15 protein-coding genes are annotated in these 15982 nt (G+C 59.7%); 2 read left to right on the top strand and 13 right to left on the bottom strand.

From position 1 onward, the window contains the following. Positions 1-3 precede the first annotated feature (3 nt). The 5 genes from N434_RS17455 to N434_RS17435 all read right to left on the bottom strand — a co-directional run bounded on the left by N434_RS17455 (position 4) and on the right by N434_RS17435 (position 4170). Positions 4-1245 carry an NAD(P)/FAD-dependent oxidoreductase gene (locus tag N434_RS17455; protein WP_110759537.1) on the bottom strand — a complete coding sequence of 414 codons (1242 nt, stop codon included), beginning with the start codon at positions 1243-1245 and terminating at the stop codon, positions 4-6. Further along, positions 1245-1967 (bottom strand): amino acid ABC transporter ATP-binding protein, encoded by a 723-nt coding sequence (locus N434_RS17450; protein ID WP_110759535.1) that lies wholly within the window; start codon positions 1965-1967, stop codon positions 1245-1247. Before N434_RS17450 ends, N434_RS17455 begins: the two co-directional genes overlap by 1 nt. Continuing rightward, entirely contained in the window at positions 1960-2613 is a 654-nt protein-coding gene (locus tag N434_RS17445; protein ID WP_080818941.1) for an amino acid ABC transporter permease, read from the bottom strand. The genes N434_RS17450 and N434_RS17445 overlap by 8 nt, the downstream gene beginning before the upstream one ends. A gap of 12 nt (positions 2614-2625) precedes the next feature. Then, a complete protein-coding gene (locus N434_RS17440; protein WP_065116852.1) occupies positions 2626-3291 on the bottom strand; it encodes an amino acid ABC transporter permease in 666 nt (221 codons plus the stop codon). Between the two features lie 72 nt (positions 3292-3363). Then, positions 3364-4170: an ABC transporter substrate-binding protein gene (locus tag N434_RS17435; RefSeq protein ID WP_110759533.1), complete on the bottom strand. Its 807-nt coding sequence runs from the start codon at positions 4168-4170 to the stop codon at positions 3364-3366. Between the two features lie 380 nt (positions 4171-4550). Here N434_RS17435 and N434_RS17430 point away from each other — a divergent pair, with 380 nt between their 5' ends. Continuing rightward, the gene (locus tag N434_RS17430; RefSeq protein WP_110759678.1) at positions 4551-5588 is read left to right on the top strand and encodes an Ldh family oxidoreductase; all 1038 of its coding nucleotides are present in this window, start codon (positions 4551-4553) and stop codon (positions 5586-5588) included. A gap of 283 nt (positions 5589-5871) precedes the next feature. Here N434_RS17430 and N434_RS17425 read toward each other — a convergent pair whose 3' ends face one another. The 3 genes from N434_RS17425 to ftsZ all read right to left on the bottom strand — a co-directional run bounded on the left by N434_RS17425 (position 5872) and on the right by ftsZ (position 8997). Continuing rightward, positions 5872-6837 (bottom strand): dihydrodipicolinate synthase family protein, encoded by a 966-nt coding sequence (locus N434_RS17425; protein WP_110759531.1) that lies wholly within the window; start codon positions 6835-6837, stop codon positions 5872-5874. A 108-nt stretch (positions 6838-6945) separates the two neighbouring features. After that, entirely contained in the window at positions 6946-7644 is a 699-nt protein-coding gene (locus N434_RS17420) for a GntR family transcriptional regulator (RefSeq protein WP_065117103.1), read from the bottom strand. A 390-nt stretch (positions 7645-8034) separates the two neighbouring features. Next, entirely contained in the window at positions 8035-8997 is a 963-nt protein-coding gene (gene ftsZ / locus N434_RS17415) for a cell division protein FtsZ (RefSeq protein WP_003521714.1), read from the bottom strand. Between the two features lie 378 nt (positions 8998-9375). Here ftsZ and N434_RS17410 point away from each other — a divergent pair, with 378 nt between their 5' ends. Next, the gene (locus N434_RS17410; RefSeq protein ID WP_110759529.1) at positions 9376-9819 is read left to right on the top strand and encodes a response regulator; all 444 of its coding nucleotides are present in this window, start codon (positions 9376-9378) and stop codon (positions 9817-9819) included. Between the two features lie 470 nt (positions 9820-10289). On the opposite strand, the gene N434_RS17405 is transcribed toward N434_RS17410, so the two are convergent. From N434_RS17405 to N434_RS17380, 5 genes are all read right to left on the bottom strand, one after another. Beyond that, positions 10290-10436 carry a DUF1127 domain-containing protein gene (locus N434_RS17405; protein ID WP_065116857.1) on the bottom strand — a complete coding sequence of 49 codons (147 nt, stop codon included), beginning with the start codon at positions 10434-10436 and terminating at the stop codon, positions 10290-10292. A 218-nt stretch (positions 10437-10654) separates the two neighbouring features. Further along, on the bottom strand, positions 10655-11257 hold the full coding sequence (locus N434_RS17400) for a hypothetical protein (RefSeq protein WP_181424007.1): 603 nt from the start codon (positions 11255-11257) through the stop codon (positions 10655-10657). A gap of 511 nt (positions 11258-11768) precedes the next feature. Continuing rightward, a complete protein-coding gene (locus N434_RS17390; RefSeq protein ID WP_110759525.1) occupies positions 11769-13142 on the bottom strand; it encodes an alpha-glucosidase/alpha-galactosidase in 1374 nt (457 codons plus the stop codon). Between the two features lie 22 nt (positions 13143-13164). Next, positions 13165-14832, bottom strand: a complete 1668-nt coding sequence (locus tag N434_RS17385; protein WP_110759523.1) for an ABC transporter ATP-binding protein — start codon at positions 14830-14832, stop codon at positions 13165-13167. A gap of 12 nt (positions 14833-14844) precedes the next feature. Continuing rightward, a complete protein-coding gene (locus N434_RS17380; RefSeq protein ID WP_110759522.1) occupies positions 14845-15981 on the bottom strand; it encodes an ABC transporter permease in 1137 nt (378 codons plus the stop codon). Between the last annotated feature and the right edge of the window lies 1 nt (position 15982).

The following is a 15982-nucleotide window of genomic DNA, read 5'->3' as shown; positions in this document are numbered from 1 at the left end:
CCGTCAGAAACGTTGCGGCGAAAATGCCCTTGTATCGATGACGGGCTTTTGCCCCGTCAGAAGATCGGCGACGAGGCGGGCCGTGCCCGCCGATTGCGTCAGCCCCAGATGGCCGTGGCCGAAAGCATAAACCACCCGCGCCGTGTGCCGCGCTTGCCCAATGGCCGGCAGGCTGTCCGGCAGCGAGGGGCGGAAGCCCATCCACTGCTTGCCGCCTTCGGTTTTCAGGCCCGGCAGAAAAGCCTTCGCCTTGGTCAAAAGCGCCTCGGAACGGGCGAAGTTGGCCGGAAGCTCCAGCCCGCCCAGCTCCACGGCACCGCCAACGCGGATACCGGAGGAAAGGCGGGTCACGACGAAACCATGGCCACCGAAGGTGACCTGCGTGCGCAGATCGAAAGCACCTGAAGGCAGGGTAGTATTATACCCCCGTTCCGTTTCCAGCGGAATTTTTTCGCCAAGCGAACGGGCGATACGGTGCGAGAAAGCCCCGGCCGCCAGCACCACCCTGCCTGCCTTGCGGGTTCGGCCATCATGGCTCACCACCTCAACGCCGTCTTCCAGCGGCCTCAGCGAAGCGATATCGAGGCATTCGATACGGCCGCCAATGCTGCGGAAATGCTCGGCCAGCGCCAGCGTGTAAAGCTTGGGATCGGCGATGGAAAACCAGCCGGGCGTAAACGTGCCGCAGGTAAAACGCGGCGCGATGCCGGGCTGTATCTCGGCCATCTGTTCGGCGTTCAGATGCCGGAACTCGATGCCGTGGCGTTCGCGTGCCTTCCAGCCGGCAAGCGAGCTTTCGAATTCCGCCTCGCTTTCATAGACCTGAAGGTTCCCCTCCTTGCGCAGCATCGCAATCGTGTCCGTCTTTTTGAGAAACGGCTCCAGCTCTGCTTTGGAAAGGTCCATCAGCGCCGTCTGCGCGGCGGTGGAATGCTCGACTTTCGATGCCGCGCAGGCCCGCCAGAAGCGGAACATCCACGGCGCGATCTTCAGCGCATAGGCCGGCGGCACGCTGAGCGGCCCCAGCGGATCGATGAGCCATTTCGGCGCTTTCCAGAGAATGCCCGGCGATGCAAGCGGCAGAATATCGGTGAAGGCGAAGGCGCCGGCATTGCCGGCGGACGCGCCCGCCGCCGGTCCTTCACGATCGATGACCGTAACCGAAAGACCACGGCCCTGCGCGGCGATTGCCGCCGAGAGGCCGACAACGCCGGCCCCTATGACGATGACATCATTTGCAGGCATTACCGCACGCTCGCCAGGAACTTCTGGGTTTCGGCATGCTGCGGCGCGCCGAACAGCTGGTCCGGCGTGCCGATTTCCGCCATCACGCCCTGATGGAAGAAAGCGACGCGGTTGGAGACATCACGGGCGAAGGCCATTTCATGGGTGACGCAGATCATCGTCATCCCCTCATCGGCCAGCATCTTGAGCGTATCGAGCACTTCGCCGACCAGCATCGGGTCGAGCGCCGAGGTGACTTCGTCGAACAGCATATACTCCGGCGACATGGCAAGCGCGCGGGCAATCGCCATACGCTGCTGCTGGCCGCCCGACATGCGGTTCGGATAGACCTTCAGCTTTTCGGCAAGGCCCACATGGGTCAATTGCTTGACCGCGATCTCCTCGGCCTGCTCCTTGGAGATGCCAAGAACCTTGCGCGGCGCCAGCATGACGTTTTCAAGCACGGTCAGATGCGGAAAGGCGTTCCATTGCTGGAAGACGATGCCGACCTTGCGGCGCAGCTTGTTGAGGTCGGTCGATTTGGCATGCACTTCCGTGCCATCGATGACGATCCTGCCGCTGTCGATCGGCTCCAGGCCATTGATGCAGGTGAGCAGCGTCGACTTGCCGGAACCGGAACCGCCGATGATGGTGACGACCTCGCCCTTGTTGACGGTGAGGTTGATCCCTTTCAGAACCTCCAGCGGGCCGAAGGATTTGCGGACGTTTTCGATCTCAATCATTGGGGGACCACCGTCTTTCGAGATACCCGCCGAAACGGGCGATGGGGAAGCTGATAAGGAAGTAGATGGCGCCGCAGATCATCAGGATGGTCAACGGTTCCTGCAGGCGGGTCACGAGGATCTGCGAAGCGCGCAGAAGCTCGATAAGGCCAAGCCAAAGCACCAGGGCCGAATCCTTCATGACACCGAGCGTCAGTCCGATCCAGGACGGCAACGACACGCGGGTGGCGAGCGGCAGCACGATATAGCGCATGTCCTGCGACCATGTCATGCCGAGCGAGCGGCAGGCACGGCGCGTATTGGACGGCACGGCATCGATGCCGCCGCGCACGATCTCGGTGCAATAGGCTGCCGTATAAAGCGACAGCACCACGCAGGAGGTGGTGAAGGGCGGCCAGCCGAGCTTGGCAATCGACTGGAAGGCATTGCCGAGAACCAGCTGGATGAGCAGCGGCACGGAACGGAAAATATCCAGCACGAAGGTCAGCGGCAGCGACCAATAGGGGCCGAATTGGAAACGGATGATACCGAAGATGATCCCCATGACGGTGCCTGCCGTGACGGCGACGGCGGTGACGGCAAGCGTCATGCCGGCACCCTTGGCCAGGAAGGCGAGATCACTCCAGGTGAGAGCGGTTTCAAACATGGCGCACCTCTCTCAGTAACGGAACAGACGCCAGGCCAGCAATCTGGCGGCGAGCGTGACGATCTTGGCGATCACGTAATAGATGACCGCGGCGAGCGCGAAGAATTCAAAGGTGCGGAACGAGCGCGCATTGAGCGCCTGCGTGACACCGGCGAGATCCGTGTTCATGCCGACCGTGACACCGAGCGAGGTCATGAGGATCGCCCAGACCATCTGGTTGGTGGCCGGCAGGAAAGCCACGCGCAGCATCTGCGGCAGGATGATCAGCCGGAAGGTCTGCATCGAGGTCATGCCAAGCGAACGGCCCGACCGCGTCTGCGTATCCGGTATGGCTTTCAGCGCACCGCGGAAATTCTCCGCCAGATAACCGGCATTGTTAAACGCGATACCGACCAGAAGCGCGGTATAGGGGCTGAGGTGGATGCCGAAATTGCCAAGCCCGAAATGGGCCATGTAAATCTGGAACAGTGCCGGCGTGTTGCGGGCAACCTCCACCCAGACGGAGGCCAAAGCGCCGAGAACACGGTTGCCGGACAGCCGGAACAGCGTCAGCAGGATGGCGAAGGTAAGACCGATCACCATCGACAGAAGGGCGATCTGCAGCGTTACCACCGCACCGTCCAGAAGCTGCGGCAAAGCCTTCAGCGCCTGATTCCAGTGGAATGTATAGTTGAACATTAAGCGTCCCGCCTTTTCAGAAACGATCAACGGCGCGATCATTTTGACCGCGCCGTTTACGAAAAGTCCTGATTAGCGATAAACGCCGTTGACGGTGAGCGAGGGAACTTCGCCGCCAACCCATTTTTCATAGAGTTCGGCGTAACGGCCGGTGCGAACCTGCTGGTTGATGAAGAGGTTCAGGTAGTTGATGAAGCCATACTCGTCACGGTTGGTGAAGAGCGCGACGTAATCGATATCATAGGGCGCCTTGCCGACGACCGAGATACCGGCAAACTTGCCGCCCTTGACGTTGGACTGCGCAACCGTGGAGGTGGAAACGGTGGCGTCGATCTGGCCCTGGCTCAGCGCGAGGAAAACGTCGGCCTGCGTCTGGTAAGGACGGAACTCGCCGGTTCCCCACTCCTTGACCGACTTTTCAAGCGCGATGGCTTCGAACGTGCCGGCGGTTGCGCCGACCGTCTTGCCCTTCATGTCCTCGAAGGACTTGATGCCCGACTTGTCGTTGGCGGTAACAGCCATTTCAAAGGCGAAGTAAGGCACGGTCATGCCGACCGTCTTGGCGCGTTCCAGCGTATCGGAGGTCGAGGCAACACCGACATCGACGCGGCCGGACATCAGCGCCGGAATACGTTCGGGGAACGGTGTCTCGACGATTTCAGCCGTGACGCCGAGCGCCTTGGCGAGATCGTTGCAATAATCGACGTCGAAGCCAACAGGGTTGTTTGCGTCGTCACGCGAACCCATGGGCGGGAAGTCGAGCACGACGGCGCAGCGCAGCGTGCCGGCGGAAATGATGTCGTCGAGCTTGTCGGCCTTGGCCGGCGTGATAGCGGAAGTAGCGGCCAGAAGGCCGGCGAAGATGACCGATTTTTTCATTCTTGATTTGCTCCCAGAATTTGGTCCGCCCTTGAAGGCGCGGTCACTATTTCCCCATGGGGCCGATAAATCAACATAAAAATACAACTAGTATACAAAAAGAATTTTGCAGCTGCGAACAATGGGGATTTGCCACGCGAGCGGAAAAGCTAGCTCATGGCGGAAAGACTCTTTTCAGCCCAATGACTTGGAGCAACACCCTTGCTGCGGTGGGCGCGGCAGTGGGAAACAGGAAAAAGACGCCGTAAAATCGTGAAACCGTTGGCGCTGAATGCGGATTTACAATTTCGCGAGCGGTTTCCGAAAAGACGATTGCAATAGGGAGTGCTTTGTATACTTTATGTATTCAAGATGTGCGAACCGATATCAGAGGGAACATGATGAGCGACACCACCACCCTGACCATTGCCGCGCTTTCACAGCGGGTCGACGAAATTTTCCGCAAGGCGGGGCTGAATGACGTGCAGTCGGGAGCGCTTGCCCGCGTCATCACCGCCGGTGAGCGCGACGCCTGCAAATCACATGGTATCTATCGCATCGAAGGCGCCCTGCGCACCGTGAAGGCCGGCAAGGTGAAGCCGGGCGCGATACCCGACGTGGCCGGGGACGACGGCACGGCGATTGTCAAAGTCAACGCCAATGGCGGCTTTGCCAATCCCGCCTTCGAACTGGGCCTGCCGGTTCTGGTGGAGCGGGCAAAACGTTCGGGCATCGCAGCTCTTGTCATCAATGACTGCACGCATTTTTCGGCGCTCTGGCCTGAGGTCGAGGGGCTGACCTCGAATGGTCTCGCCGGGCTGGTAATGTGCCCCAGCTATTCGACCGTCGCCCCCACCGGCGGCAGCAAACCGCTGCTTGGCACCAATCCCTTCGCCTTTGGCTGGCCACGCAAGGACACCTCCCCTTATGTCTTCGATTTTGCCACGTCGGTTGCCGCGCGCGGCGAAATCGAACTGCACCGGCGCGCAGGCAAATCCCTGCCGGAAGGCTGGGCGCTGGATGCCGAAGGCAAGCCGACGACCGACCCGGAAGCCGCGCTGGCCGGCTCCATGCTGCCTTTCGGTGGCCACAAGGGATCGGCGATCGGCACCATGATCGAACTTCTCGCCGGTATCATGATCGGTGACCTGACCAGCCCCGAAGCCCTCGAATTCCTCGGCACGACAACACTTGCGCCGACCCATGGCGAATTGATCGTCGCGTTTTCCCCGGAAGCTTTCGCCAAGGGTCGCCCGGGCGACCCCTTCCAGCGGGCGGAAGTGCTGTTCGACGCCATCATCGGCCAGGGCGCCCGCCTGCCCTCCGGCCGCCGTTTTGCGGCCCGCGCCAAATCCGAAAGCGAAGGCATTACGCTTACCGCCGCTGAAATAGCGGGTCTGGATCGGTTGCTGGAGAAAGGGCTGGACGCGGTTTCCTGACCATTTGGATGTGGAAATGAAAAAAGGCCCGCAATTGCGGGCCTCATAGCGACAACGTCATTCAGCGTTTTTTGCGACTGCATAGCATCCCCGCTCCGTCACCCCGGACTAGATCCGGGGGCCAGCGCGATCAAGTCCTTGATCGCGGAAGACTCTTTCACGGCGCAGACGCGCCGTGGCTGGATGCCGGATCTAGTCCGGCATGACGGAGGAGAGGCGTCAAACCTCATCACATGCAAAAAAGGCCCGCAGTTGCGGGCCTTTTTTTCGCAGCAGCAATATCTCAGGCCGCCTTGCAGGTCTGAACGGCGCCCGGAAGCTTGCTCCAGTCGGCATACCAGCTGTTGAACAGCTTGAACTGTGCCTCGACATAACCGCGCTGGCTGTCCGTCAGGGCATCGGTTTCGTTGAAGTGCAGCGTGTATTCCCTGTCGCCCTTCAGCACCATCATGTGCTTGAAATAGAGAACCAAGTCCGGACCTTCATCGAAGGAGGAGAGCACGGCCAGCGCCTGCTCCAGTTCCAGCGCGCGGACGCGGGCATCCGCATCGCCCTTGGCGGCGGCCTGCGACAGCTTGCAGAGGTGAATAACTTCCTTCGGCAGAACATTGCCGATGCCGGTGATGGCGCCGGTTGCGCCGCAATTGACGAAGCCGTGGAAAACGGCCGTATCGACGCCGATCATCAGGGTTACTTCATCATCACGGCTGGTGATGTTCTCGGCCGCATAACGCATGTCGGCCGGGCCGCCGAATTCCTTGAAGCCGACAAGGTTCTTGTGCTCTGCGCGCAGGGCAAAGAAGAGATCGGCGCGGGTGGCAAAGCCGTAATAGGGGCTGTTGTAGATAACCGCCGGGATATCAGGCGCAGCCGACAGGATGGCCTTGAAATGCGCCTTCTGGGCGGAGATGACCGAACCGCGCGACAGGACACGGGGAATGACCATCAGGCCCTTGGCGCCAACCTTCTGGGCGTGGGCGGCATGTGCCACGGCGGACGCGGTGTTGACCGCGCCGGTGCCGACGATAACAGGAATGCCGGCCTTGACCAGGCGCTCCACGCCTTCCATGCGCTGCTCGTCGGTGAGCAGCGGCCAGTCGCCCATGGAACCGCAATAAACGACGGCCGACATGCCATCTGCAATGAGTTCCTTGCCCTTGCGCACAAGCGCATCGAAATCAGGGGTGCGATCCGCCTTGCAAGGGGTCATCAATGCGGGAATCACGCCGGAAAAAATGCTGGCCGTCATTATTAGCTCCTAAGGGACATGTTTTCAGGAATGGACGCAGCTTCGCGCCACCCTTTCGACAAGGACATTACTATCTTGTATTTTATTTGTCGACAAGAAATCGACAAGCTACAGATTTATTTCCAGCCGCTCGTTTCGCACCAACAGTTTCTGCACCTGCTGCACGATCTGTTCGGCATGTTCCCGTGCCAGTTTTTCAGAAAGGGCGATGTCGCGCGCGGCGATGGCGGCGATCATCGCCTCGTGATCATCGACGAAACGCCTCGGCAGACGATCCTCATAAGACTGGTAATAAAGCCGCAGAATGCGCCGCCCCTCATCCAGCAGGCGTTTGAACAGGCTGGTGAAATAGGGATTTCGACCGGCCTCGGCGATGGACAGGTGAAGGGCTGCGTTGGTGGAAATCATCGCCAGCGCGTTCTGCTCCTCCACTGCGATGGCGAATTCCGCATTATGGGCGCGAATTTCGACCAGATCCTCCGGGCGATGATATTGCGCGGCAAGCTGGGTGGTGACGCGATACATCAACACCAGCGCATCGAAATAGGTGTGCATGTTGAGGAAATCGATATTCGACACCATGGTCGAGCGGTTCGGCAACGTATCGATCAGCCCCTCACCCGAAAGCCGCACCAGCGCCTCTCGGATCGGCGTGCGCGACATCTTGAACCTTTCGGCAAGCTGCACCTCGTCGATGGGGCTGCCCGGCGGCAGCACCAGATCGAGAATCTCGTCGCGCAGCAGATCATAGACCATCTTCACGCCGGAGCCGCGCTTGCGCTCGGCAGAAGCAATTATATCCGTCATCATCAAATCCCTCTTGTCGACATAAAGAGTACTATTATCTTTTTTCCCGATCAACGCCGCGCTTCGGCTATGCCATCCCGAATGGCGGAATAATTGTTCAAAAACAACAAAAAGCCGTCGCGAAAATTGCCCGCGACGGCATCAAACATTCATTTTGTGACGTGGATGCTGTTTATGAGGCACGGCCGCTTGGGAAGCTGCGCCCGATCCGGGGAGCGAGGAGCACGCCTCTTGTTTCTTCTCCCCGACCGGGGAGAAGGTCGCGGCAGCGGAATGAGGGGGCAAGGGTCATGAGATACGGCAACGTTGCCCCCTCATCTGACCCTCCGGGCCATCTTCTCCCCGGCGGGGAGAAGAAATGCGCGGCAATGTCCCGCCTCAAACGAGCCCTCAGTTGCGCAGGCCGGTGGCGACGACGGAAATCTTGAAAGCACCGTCCAGCGTGGGATCGAAGGAAGCGCCCATCACCACATCGGTCTCTTCGCTGACCGCCTCGCGCACCAGCGTCATCGCCTCGTCGATCTCATAGAGTGTCAGGTCGTTGCCGCCGGAAATGGAGACCAGCGCGCCACGCGCTTCCTTCAGCGACGGCTCACCGAGCAGCGGATTGGCAATGGCCGCAGCGGCGGCTTCAGAGGCGCGTTTTTCGCCCTTGGCCTGCGCCGTCCCCATCAGCGCCCGGCCGCCATTCTTCATGACGTAGCGCACATCGGCGAAATCCAGATTGACCAGGCCTTCGCGCAGGATGAGATCGGTGATGCAGCGCACGCCGAGCGACAGGACCTTGTCGGCCGTCTTCAGTGCGTTTTCGAAGGTGGTTCCGGCGTCAGCGATGCGCAGCAGGTTCTGGTTGGGAATGACGATGACGGTATCGGCAGTGTTGAGCAGGTTGGCAAAGCCGTATTCGGCGGCCCGCATGCGGCGCGCGCCCTCGAAGCTGAAAGGCAGCGTGACGACACCGACGGTGAGGATGTTCTTCGCCCGGCAGGCTTCCGCAATCACCGGGGCAGCGCCCGTGCCCGTACCACCGCCCATGCCGGCGGTAATGAAGCACATGTCGTAACCGCTCAGGTGATCCATGATCTCGTCGAGGGAATCGATCGCCGCCTGCCGGCCGACCTCGGGATCGGCGCCCGCTCCAAGCCCGCCTGTCAGTTCGGAGCTGAGCTGCACGAGCCTCGGCGCGTTGGTTTTCTTCAGCGCCTGCGCATCCGTGTTGGCGGCGATGAAATCCACCCCGCCGATGCCCTCGGCAATCATGTTGTTGATCGCGTTGCCGCCACCGCCACCGACGCCGACGACGGCGATATTGGGCGTGTTGCGGGCAATGGTGGCGCGCGGAGACTGGGTCATCGTCTATTCTCTTTCTAAACTCATAGGGTCCCGCGCCGTTTTTGACCGCGGCACGCGAATGATCGGCGGCGTTCCCGCACTTCCTTCCTGGCGCACGAAGGAGGCTTTAACGCGTTGAATTTGCATATAAGCCTTATCGGCCGATTGCGGCCAAAAGACTTGTGCTCCAGCGGCGAAAGATGCGCTACGGCAACGTTCTCCCACCCTTCCCCCGGATGAAAACCAAACCGAATCAACTGCTTCGCTATTGAATGGTGATAGCCGAAAAGGCACGCCGTTTACACTCCATTCACTATGTTTATCTCAGTTTGGAACGAGTTGTGCCGACAAGTGTTTGCTTGCCGACAGCGCTCAGGCGCACAGAATGGAGGCAGGCATATGTTGGCAGACGTCTTGCAAAGCGAACCGGGTTTCCGCACGGAACAGCCACGGGTGCTGATCGTGGAAGACGAGTTCCTCATCGCCATGGATATCGAAGATTCCATTCTGCAGGCGGATGAAGATGCAAATGTCATCGGCATCGCCAACCGGCTGGATGAGGCCGTGGCGCTCGGCAGTCGCGCCGATATCGCCTTTGTCGACGTCAACCTGGCCGACGGCCAGACAGGCCCTGAGATCGGCCGGCGGCTTTCGCAGGATCACGGCGTGGTGGTGATCTTCATGACGGCAAACCCGGAAGTGGTCGTCAATCTCGGTATCGGCGCCGGCGTGATCGCCAAGCCCGTTCCGCAGGATGCCGTGGAACAATGCCTCTCCTACGCGCTTGCCAAGCGCGCCGGCACACACGCCGTAACGCCGATAGGCATGATGGCTTTCGACTGAGGCGATACCTAAAACTGAGGCTGAAAACAGAAAAGCCTGCCGCGGGAGGAGGTGCGGCAGGCTTTCTGAAAAGATGAACAGCGATATGGGAGGAGGAAAACCGCTGTCCCCGGGGCAATCCTTTGGGAGGAGGAGTAGGATCGCCCGCATTACCAAAAGGATGTGGGAGGAGGTACATCCGTTTCGATGATTGGAAGATAGCATTTTTCTGCGCATTTCACAGGCACAAGCTTGCAGCACAGATATGCACGAAGCGCATGGCGAATTTTACGTGCCGAGACATGGATACCGCACGTCACATTCCTTGCCGTGACGCATGCGCCCGAGGCGGCACAAGTCCAGAATGATGCGGCGGCCCGAAAGAACCCTGTTGCGGGCCTGAAAAACGGCAAAGGGTTTGAATGACGCCCAAAAACAAAAACGCCCGCGAAGCGGGCGTTTGGGCATTCAAAAGCGACTGTATCGTCTTATTACTTGCCGATTGCGGCGCGGGCAACGCTGGTGATCTGGCTGCGATCAATACCGAGATCGTGCAGTTCACGGGTGCTCATGCGGCCCAGTTCGTTGATGGTCTGACGATATTTGCGCCAGTTGTTAAAGCTGCGTGCTACGTTCATGACATGACCCTTTCTGAGGTTTAGGTGACGTCAGTAACGTTTTCGTTCCGGCGTCCTTTGATGCCCCCTATATGCGCTTTCTCATGCCCAATGAACAGGCAGAATAAGGCAATCCACCCATGCGCCAGACGCAAGGGTTCTCCGTGGCGGTTTGCAGCGAAAAAGAAACCTGACTGAAATTCAGACGGTTCGCCGGCCATGCGACCGTCCCTGCCGTCTCAGAACTTGTAGCGGACGCCGAATACGTTGGCGTTTGTGGCGCCCTTCATATTGCCCAATGTTTTGCCACCGCCGGAGCGGTGGTGCAGACGCCAGAAGAATTCCGTCGAGGAATCCTCACTGAAGGACACGTTGATTTCCGGCCCCAGATAAAACAGGACATTGGCATTGCCGTCGTCCTTGATTTCCTGTTCGCGCTCGCGGCCCGGCTGCGCATCCGTGACAAGGCTGAGGCCGGCGGTAAAGCTCGGCGTGATGAACAGCCGCTCTCCAAGCCTGATCTGCTCGTAACGGGCGACCGGGCCCGCCCAGACCTCGCCGGTGAAGCCTTTACCAACCCTGGCGGCAATGCCGATCTCGCCGCCCAGTTTCACATTGCCGATGCGGTAGGGATAAAACTGGTAGCCGCCCCCGATAATGGCGTTTCTTTCATATTCCACGGGAATGAGCGCCGCACTTTTCAGCATGTCTTCCTTCGTCATGGCGCCAGCGAAACCGAATATCGCCTCGCTCGTCTCCGAAGCCATATCCTCAGACGCGAAAGATGATGTCGCGGCCAGTGCGATCATGGCCGTCAAAGACAGACGTGCTGCAATATTCATTTTGCTACTCCTGAACAAAGCCCGCTTTTACCCAGCCGTCCTCATAGGCATATTCCCGGAAGGCGAACATACCGTTACCGAACACAATTAATTCAACTTGTCCGGAAATGGCCGGAAAACCGGCGTTTTCTCCCGCATTAGCGCAAGAACCGCCGGAATCGGTGAAGCGCGAAAACAGGGAGCGCCGAGCCGATGGCGAGCAGCGCCAGCAGTTGCGGCCAGACCACAGCCCCCCCCGGAAGTGCTTGCAACGGCGGCGGGAACAGGATCAGCAGCATACCGAATTACGGCGTGGAGCCGGAAAGCCCGGCGAAATCCAGCCTCTTGGAGGAGGTGCAACGCGAAATGGCCATGAGATTAGGGGGCGGGATAGATATAGCCGATAAAGGCTCCCGCCCCCTGCGCGACAAAACGGGATCGATCATGCCCGATTATTGCGTCGCCGGAATGGGTGTCAGCGAGACCGTACGCTTACGCAGCAGCCTTCGGTCCGCCGCCGACTGTCGGCAGTTTACACCGCCCGCGCCCGCTTCACTTCCACCTGCGTCCACTCAGGCAGCCAGTCGCGATGGGCGACAAGAAGATCGTCCACCAGCGACCATATCTGGTCGAGGTCCAGTTCCGCCGCCGTATGCGGGTCCATCATCGCCGCATGGAAGATATGCTCGCGGTTTTCGCTCATCAGCGCCCGCACCGTCAGTTCCTGCACATTGATATTGGTGCGCATCAGCGCGGTCAGCTGCGGCGGCAATTCGCCGATGAAGGTGGGCTGCACGCCGTTATGGTCGACGAGGCAAGGCACTTCCGCCGCGCAATTGGCCGGCAGCGAGGTGATGCAGCCATTGTTGCGCTGGTTGCCGTAGATGACGGAGGGTTCGCCGGTCCAGACGGAATTGATGATGGAGGAGGCATATTCCTTTGATGGCTTCACCTCGATCTTGTCGGCAGAACGATAAGCCGCCGCCTGACCCTTCCAGCGCTCGATCTGCTCGATGCAGCGCTTGGGATATTCATCAAGCGGAATGCCAAATTTCTCGATCAGGTCCTCGCGGCCTTCCTTGATGAAATAGGGCGTGTATTCGGCGAAATGTTCCGAACTTTCGGTGACGAAATAACCGAGCCGCGTCAGCATCTCGTAGCGGACCTTGTTGGGGCAACGCGGGTTCCAGCCGGGTTTTGGCGCACGGCCTTCGCGGTAACCGCGCACGAGATCCGGATAAAGGTTTCTGTAGCTGCCATCGGGCTGGCGGTGCTCGAACTCCAGGAAAAACGCCATGTGGTTGATCCCGGCCGAACGATAGCGGATTTCCTCGTAGGGAATATCGAGATCATGGGCGAGCTCCATGGCGGTGCCCTGCACCGAATGGCAAAGGCCCACCTGCCGGATCGTCGGGTATTTCTCGGCAATCGCCCAGGTGTTAATCGCCATCGGGTTCACATATTGCAGCATGATGGCGTTGGGGCAGACGGCCAGCATGTCCTCGCAGATTTTCCACAGATGCGGCACGGTGCGAAGGCCGCGCATGATGCCGCCGACACCGAGCGTATCGGCAATGGTCTGGCGAAGGCCATATTTGCGCGGCACCTCGAAATCGGTGACCGTGCAGGGCTCATATCCGCCGATCTGGAAAGCGACGACGACGAAATCGGCACCGGCAAGCGCCTTTTTCTGGTCGGTATAGGTTTCGGCCTTCGCCTTTGCCCCGAGCGTCGAAATCAGCTTGTTGACGACGATGGCGCTTTCTTCCAGCCTTTCACGATTGATATCCATCAGCGCAATGGTGGCGCCGGAAAGCGCCGGACGCTGCAGCACGTCACCGATGATGTTCTTCATGAAAACAGTGGAACCTGCGCCGATAAATGTGATCTTGGGATCTCTTGCCATTTCTACCTCCGGCATTTGGCATTCAAGCGATTTCGAAGGCGGCTCGTACAAGCCGCTGAGTATATTCGGTTTTTGGGTGATTAAGAACGTCCTCGACAGGGCCTTCCTCGACGATCTTGCCGCTTTGCATGACGATGACGCGGTGGCAGAGCGCGCGCACCACCTTCAGGTCATGCGAGATGAACAGGTAGCTCAGGCCCCGCTCGTCCTGCAGCTTGCGGAGCAGATCGATGATCTGCGCCTGCACGGAAAGATCGAGCGCCGAGGTTGGCTCGTCGAGCAGGATGAATTCCGGCTCCAGCGCCACCGCACGGGCAATGGCGATGCGCTGGCGCTGACCACCTGAGAATTCATGCGGGAACCGTGAGAGGATATTGCCGGGCATGCCCGCCGCCTCCAGCGCATCGCGCACCCGGTCCAGCCTCTCGGCTTTGTTCTTACCCAGGCCGTTGATGATCAGCCCTTCCTCGATGATCTGGCCGATGGTCATGCGCGGATTGAGCGAGGCGAAAGGGTCCTGAAAGACGATCTGCATACGCGAACGCAGGGGCCGCATTTCGGCGCGGGAGCGGCCATCGACCCTCTCGCCATCGAAGACCACCTCGCCGCCCACCGGCTCGTTCAGCCGCAGCAGCGACTGCCCGAAAGTGGTCTTGCCGGAACCGGATTCACCAACGAGCCCCAGCGTCTCGTGCCGCCTGAGGGTCAGGCCGAGGCTGTCGACGGCGATCAGCTCTTTCAGCTCCGGTTTGAACAGCCCGCCGTAACGCATCATGAAGGAAACGCGCACACCGCTTGCTGTCAGCAGCACACCGGAATTTTCCGGCAGCGGTTTCGCCGTACCATGCGGTTCGGAGCCGAGCAGCTTCTTTGTGTAGGGGTGCTGCGGCCCGGCGAACAGCTTTTCCGTGGTGTTGTGCTCGCGCATCTCGCCATGCTGCATGACATAGACGTAATCGGAAAACTGCTTCACGATGGTCAGGTCATGGGTGATGAGCACCACGGCCATGCCGCGCTTCTTCTGAAGATCGCGGATGAGATTGAGGATCTGCGCCTGCACCGTCACATCGAGCGCGGTGGTCGGCTCGTCGGCAATCAGCACGTCCGGATCGTTGGAGAGCGCCATGGCGATCATCACACGCTGCCGCTGGCCGCCGGAAAGCTGGTGCGGATATTGCTTCAGCCGCGCTTCAGGCTCCGGTATCTGCACCTGCCGCAGAAGATCGAGCGCCCTCGCCTCGGCCTCTTTCCGGCTGAGTTTCGAATGAACACGGATCGCCTCGACGATCTGGCTACCGATCGTATAGATCGGGTTCAGCGAACTCATCGGCTCCTGAAAGATCATCGAGATGCGGTTGCCACGCAGTGCCCTGCGCTGGCGGCTCGAAAACTTCAATATGTCGTCGCCGTTAAACCGCACGGTCGCGGATTTCGAAACGGAAGCCCGCTTCGTCAGAAGACCCATGACGGTGCGCGCCGTTACCGATTTTCCTGAACCGGATTCACCGACGATGGCAATCGTCTCGCCCCGGTAGAGCTGGAAGGAAATGTCCTTCACCGCTTCGACAGTGCCGTGCTCCACCTTGAAGCTCACGGCGATATTGCGGGCGTCGATGATGGCGTCATCGTTGCGATTGTCAGCATCGAAGCGGATCGCGGGGGCGTATGTGTTGTTCTGGCTAGCTACCATTTTACGCTCCTCTCAATAGGGATCGACGGCATCGCGCAGGCCATCGCCGAGCGCGTTGAAGGCGAAGACGGTGACCAGCACAAAACCGACCGGCGCGAGAATCCACGGATAGGAACCGATGACGGAATAGGTCGCGGTATCCTGCAGCATCAGCCCCCAGGAGATGAGCGGCGGCTTCACCGCAAAGCCGAGGAAACCGAGGAAGGATTCGAGCAGCACGACGCTTGGAATATGCAGCGTCACGGCGACGATCACATGGCTCATCACATTCGGCAGAATATGCTGGAAGATGATACGCCGGTCGGTGGCACCGACGGCAATGGCCGCCCGCACATAATCGATACGCGCCAGAGCCAGCGTCTTGCCGCGCACCTCCCGCGACATCTGCGCCCAGCCGAGCGCCGACATGACACCGACGACGAAGACGAGGAACACGGTGGTTGGTGCGGTGACCGGAATGAGCGAGGTCAGTGCGAGATAAAGCGGCAATTGCGGGAAAGCGAGAACCACTTCCACGAAACGCTGCACCCAGGCATCCAGCGGCCCGCCGAAATAGCCTGATATCAGTCCGACACTGGTGCCGATGACGGTGACGATGGCGACGACGCTGAGCGCGATGGCAAGCGAGATACGCGAACCGTAGATGGCGCGCGACAGCACATCGCGTCCGAATTTATCGGTTCCGAGAAAATGCACCGGCTGGCCCTCCATCGAGCCGAAGAAATGCCGGTTCATCGGAATGAGACCCAAAAGCCTGTATTCCGCACCTTTGACGAAGAACCCGAGATAAACGGGATTATCGTAATCCGGCCCGACGATGGGCTGGAAGGTGACTGGATCAAGCTCTTCCGTTTCGGCAGTCGCGTAAACGCGGGGGAACGGACTGACATTACCGTCCTTGTCAGAAAATCGCACCACCTGCGGTGGCGAGAAGCTGGCATTGGTTTCAAGCGGGTTCATCGGCGCGAAGAAATCCGCAAAGACAGCAATCAGGATCAGCAGCACCACCAGCACCAGCCCGACCATGCCGGTGAAGGAGCGTCTGAGACGCCGCCATACCAGCGCGAGATAGGACTCATTACCCTGCGTGCCGCGTTCAGGCTTGGGGGTGATGGCGGTTTCGTTTTTCACTTCGTCAAACGCCATCATC

The organism is Rhizobium sp. UGM030330-04, from assembly GCF_003208455.1.
In the GTDB taxonomy this organism is placed as follows: Bacteria; Pseudomonadota; Alphaproteobacteria; order Rhizobiales; family Rhizobiaceae; genus Agrobacterium; species Agrobacterium rhizogenes_A.
The sequence above is the reverse complement of the archived record's forward strand: the minus strand, read 5'-3'. Positions and strand labels throughout refer to the sequence as shown.

Bases quoted from the DNA above. Each gene is read 5' to 3' on its own strand.
- N434_RS17455 (WP_110759537.1), bottom strand. From the start codon at position 1,245: ATGCCTGCAAATGATGTCATCGTCATAGGGGCCGGCGTTGTCGGCCTC.
- N434_RS17450 (WP_110759535.1), bottom strand. From the start codon at position 1,967: ATGATTGAGATCGAAAACGTCCGCAAATCCTTCGGCCCGCTGGAGGTT.
- N434_RS17445 (WP_080818941.1), bottom strand. From the start codon at position 2,613: ATGTTTGAAACCGCTCTCACCTGGAGTGATCTCGCCTTCCTGGCCAAG.
- N434_RS17440 (WP_065116852.1), bottom strand. From the start codon at position 3,291: ATGTTCAACTATACATTCCACTGGAATCAGGCGCTGAAGGCTTTGCCG.
- N434_RS17435 (WP_110759533.1), bottom strand. From the start codon at position 4,170: ATGAAAAAATCGGTCATCTTCGCCGGCCTTCTGGCCGCTACTTCCGCT.
- N434_RS17430 (WP_110759678.1), top strand. From the start codon at position 4,551: ATGAGCGACACCACCACCCTGACCATTGCCGCGCTTTCACAGCGGGTC.
- N434_RS17425 (WP_110759531.1), bottom strand. From the start codon at position 6,837: ATGACGGCCAGCATTTTTTCCGGCGTGATTCCCGCATTGATGACCCCT.
- N434_RS17420 (WP_065117103.1), bottom strand. From the start codon at position 7,644: ATGACGGATATAATTGCTTCTGCCGAGCGCAAGCGCGGCTCCGGCGTG.
- ftsZ (WP_003521714.1), bottom strand. From the start codon at position 8,997: ATGACCCAGTCTCCGCGCGCCACCATTGCCCGCAACACGCCCAATATC.
- N434_RS17410 (WP_110759529.1), top strand. From the start codon at position 9,376: ATGTTGGCAGACGTCTTGCAAAGCGAACCGGGTTTCCGCACGGAACAG.
- N434_RS17405 (WP_065116857.1), bottom strand. From the start codon at position 10,436: ATGAACGTAGCACGCAGCTTTAACAACTGGCGCAAATATCGTCAGACC.
- N434_RS17400 (WP_181424007.1), bottom strand. From the start codon at position 11,257: ATGAATATTGCAGCACGTCTGTCTTTGACGGCCATGATCGCACTGGCC.
- N434_RS17390 (WP_110759525.1), bottom strand. From the start codon at position 13,142: ATGGCAAGAGATCCCAAGATCACATTTATCGGCGCAGGTTCCACTGTT.
- N434_RS17385 (WP_110759523.1), bottom strand. From the start codon at position 14,832: ATGGTAGCTAGCCAGAACAACACATACGCCCCCGCGATCCGCTTCGAT.
- N434_RS17380 (WP_110759522.1), bottom strand. From the start codon at position 15,981: ATGATGGCGTTTGACGAAGTGAAAAACGAAACCGCCATCACCCCCAAG.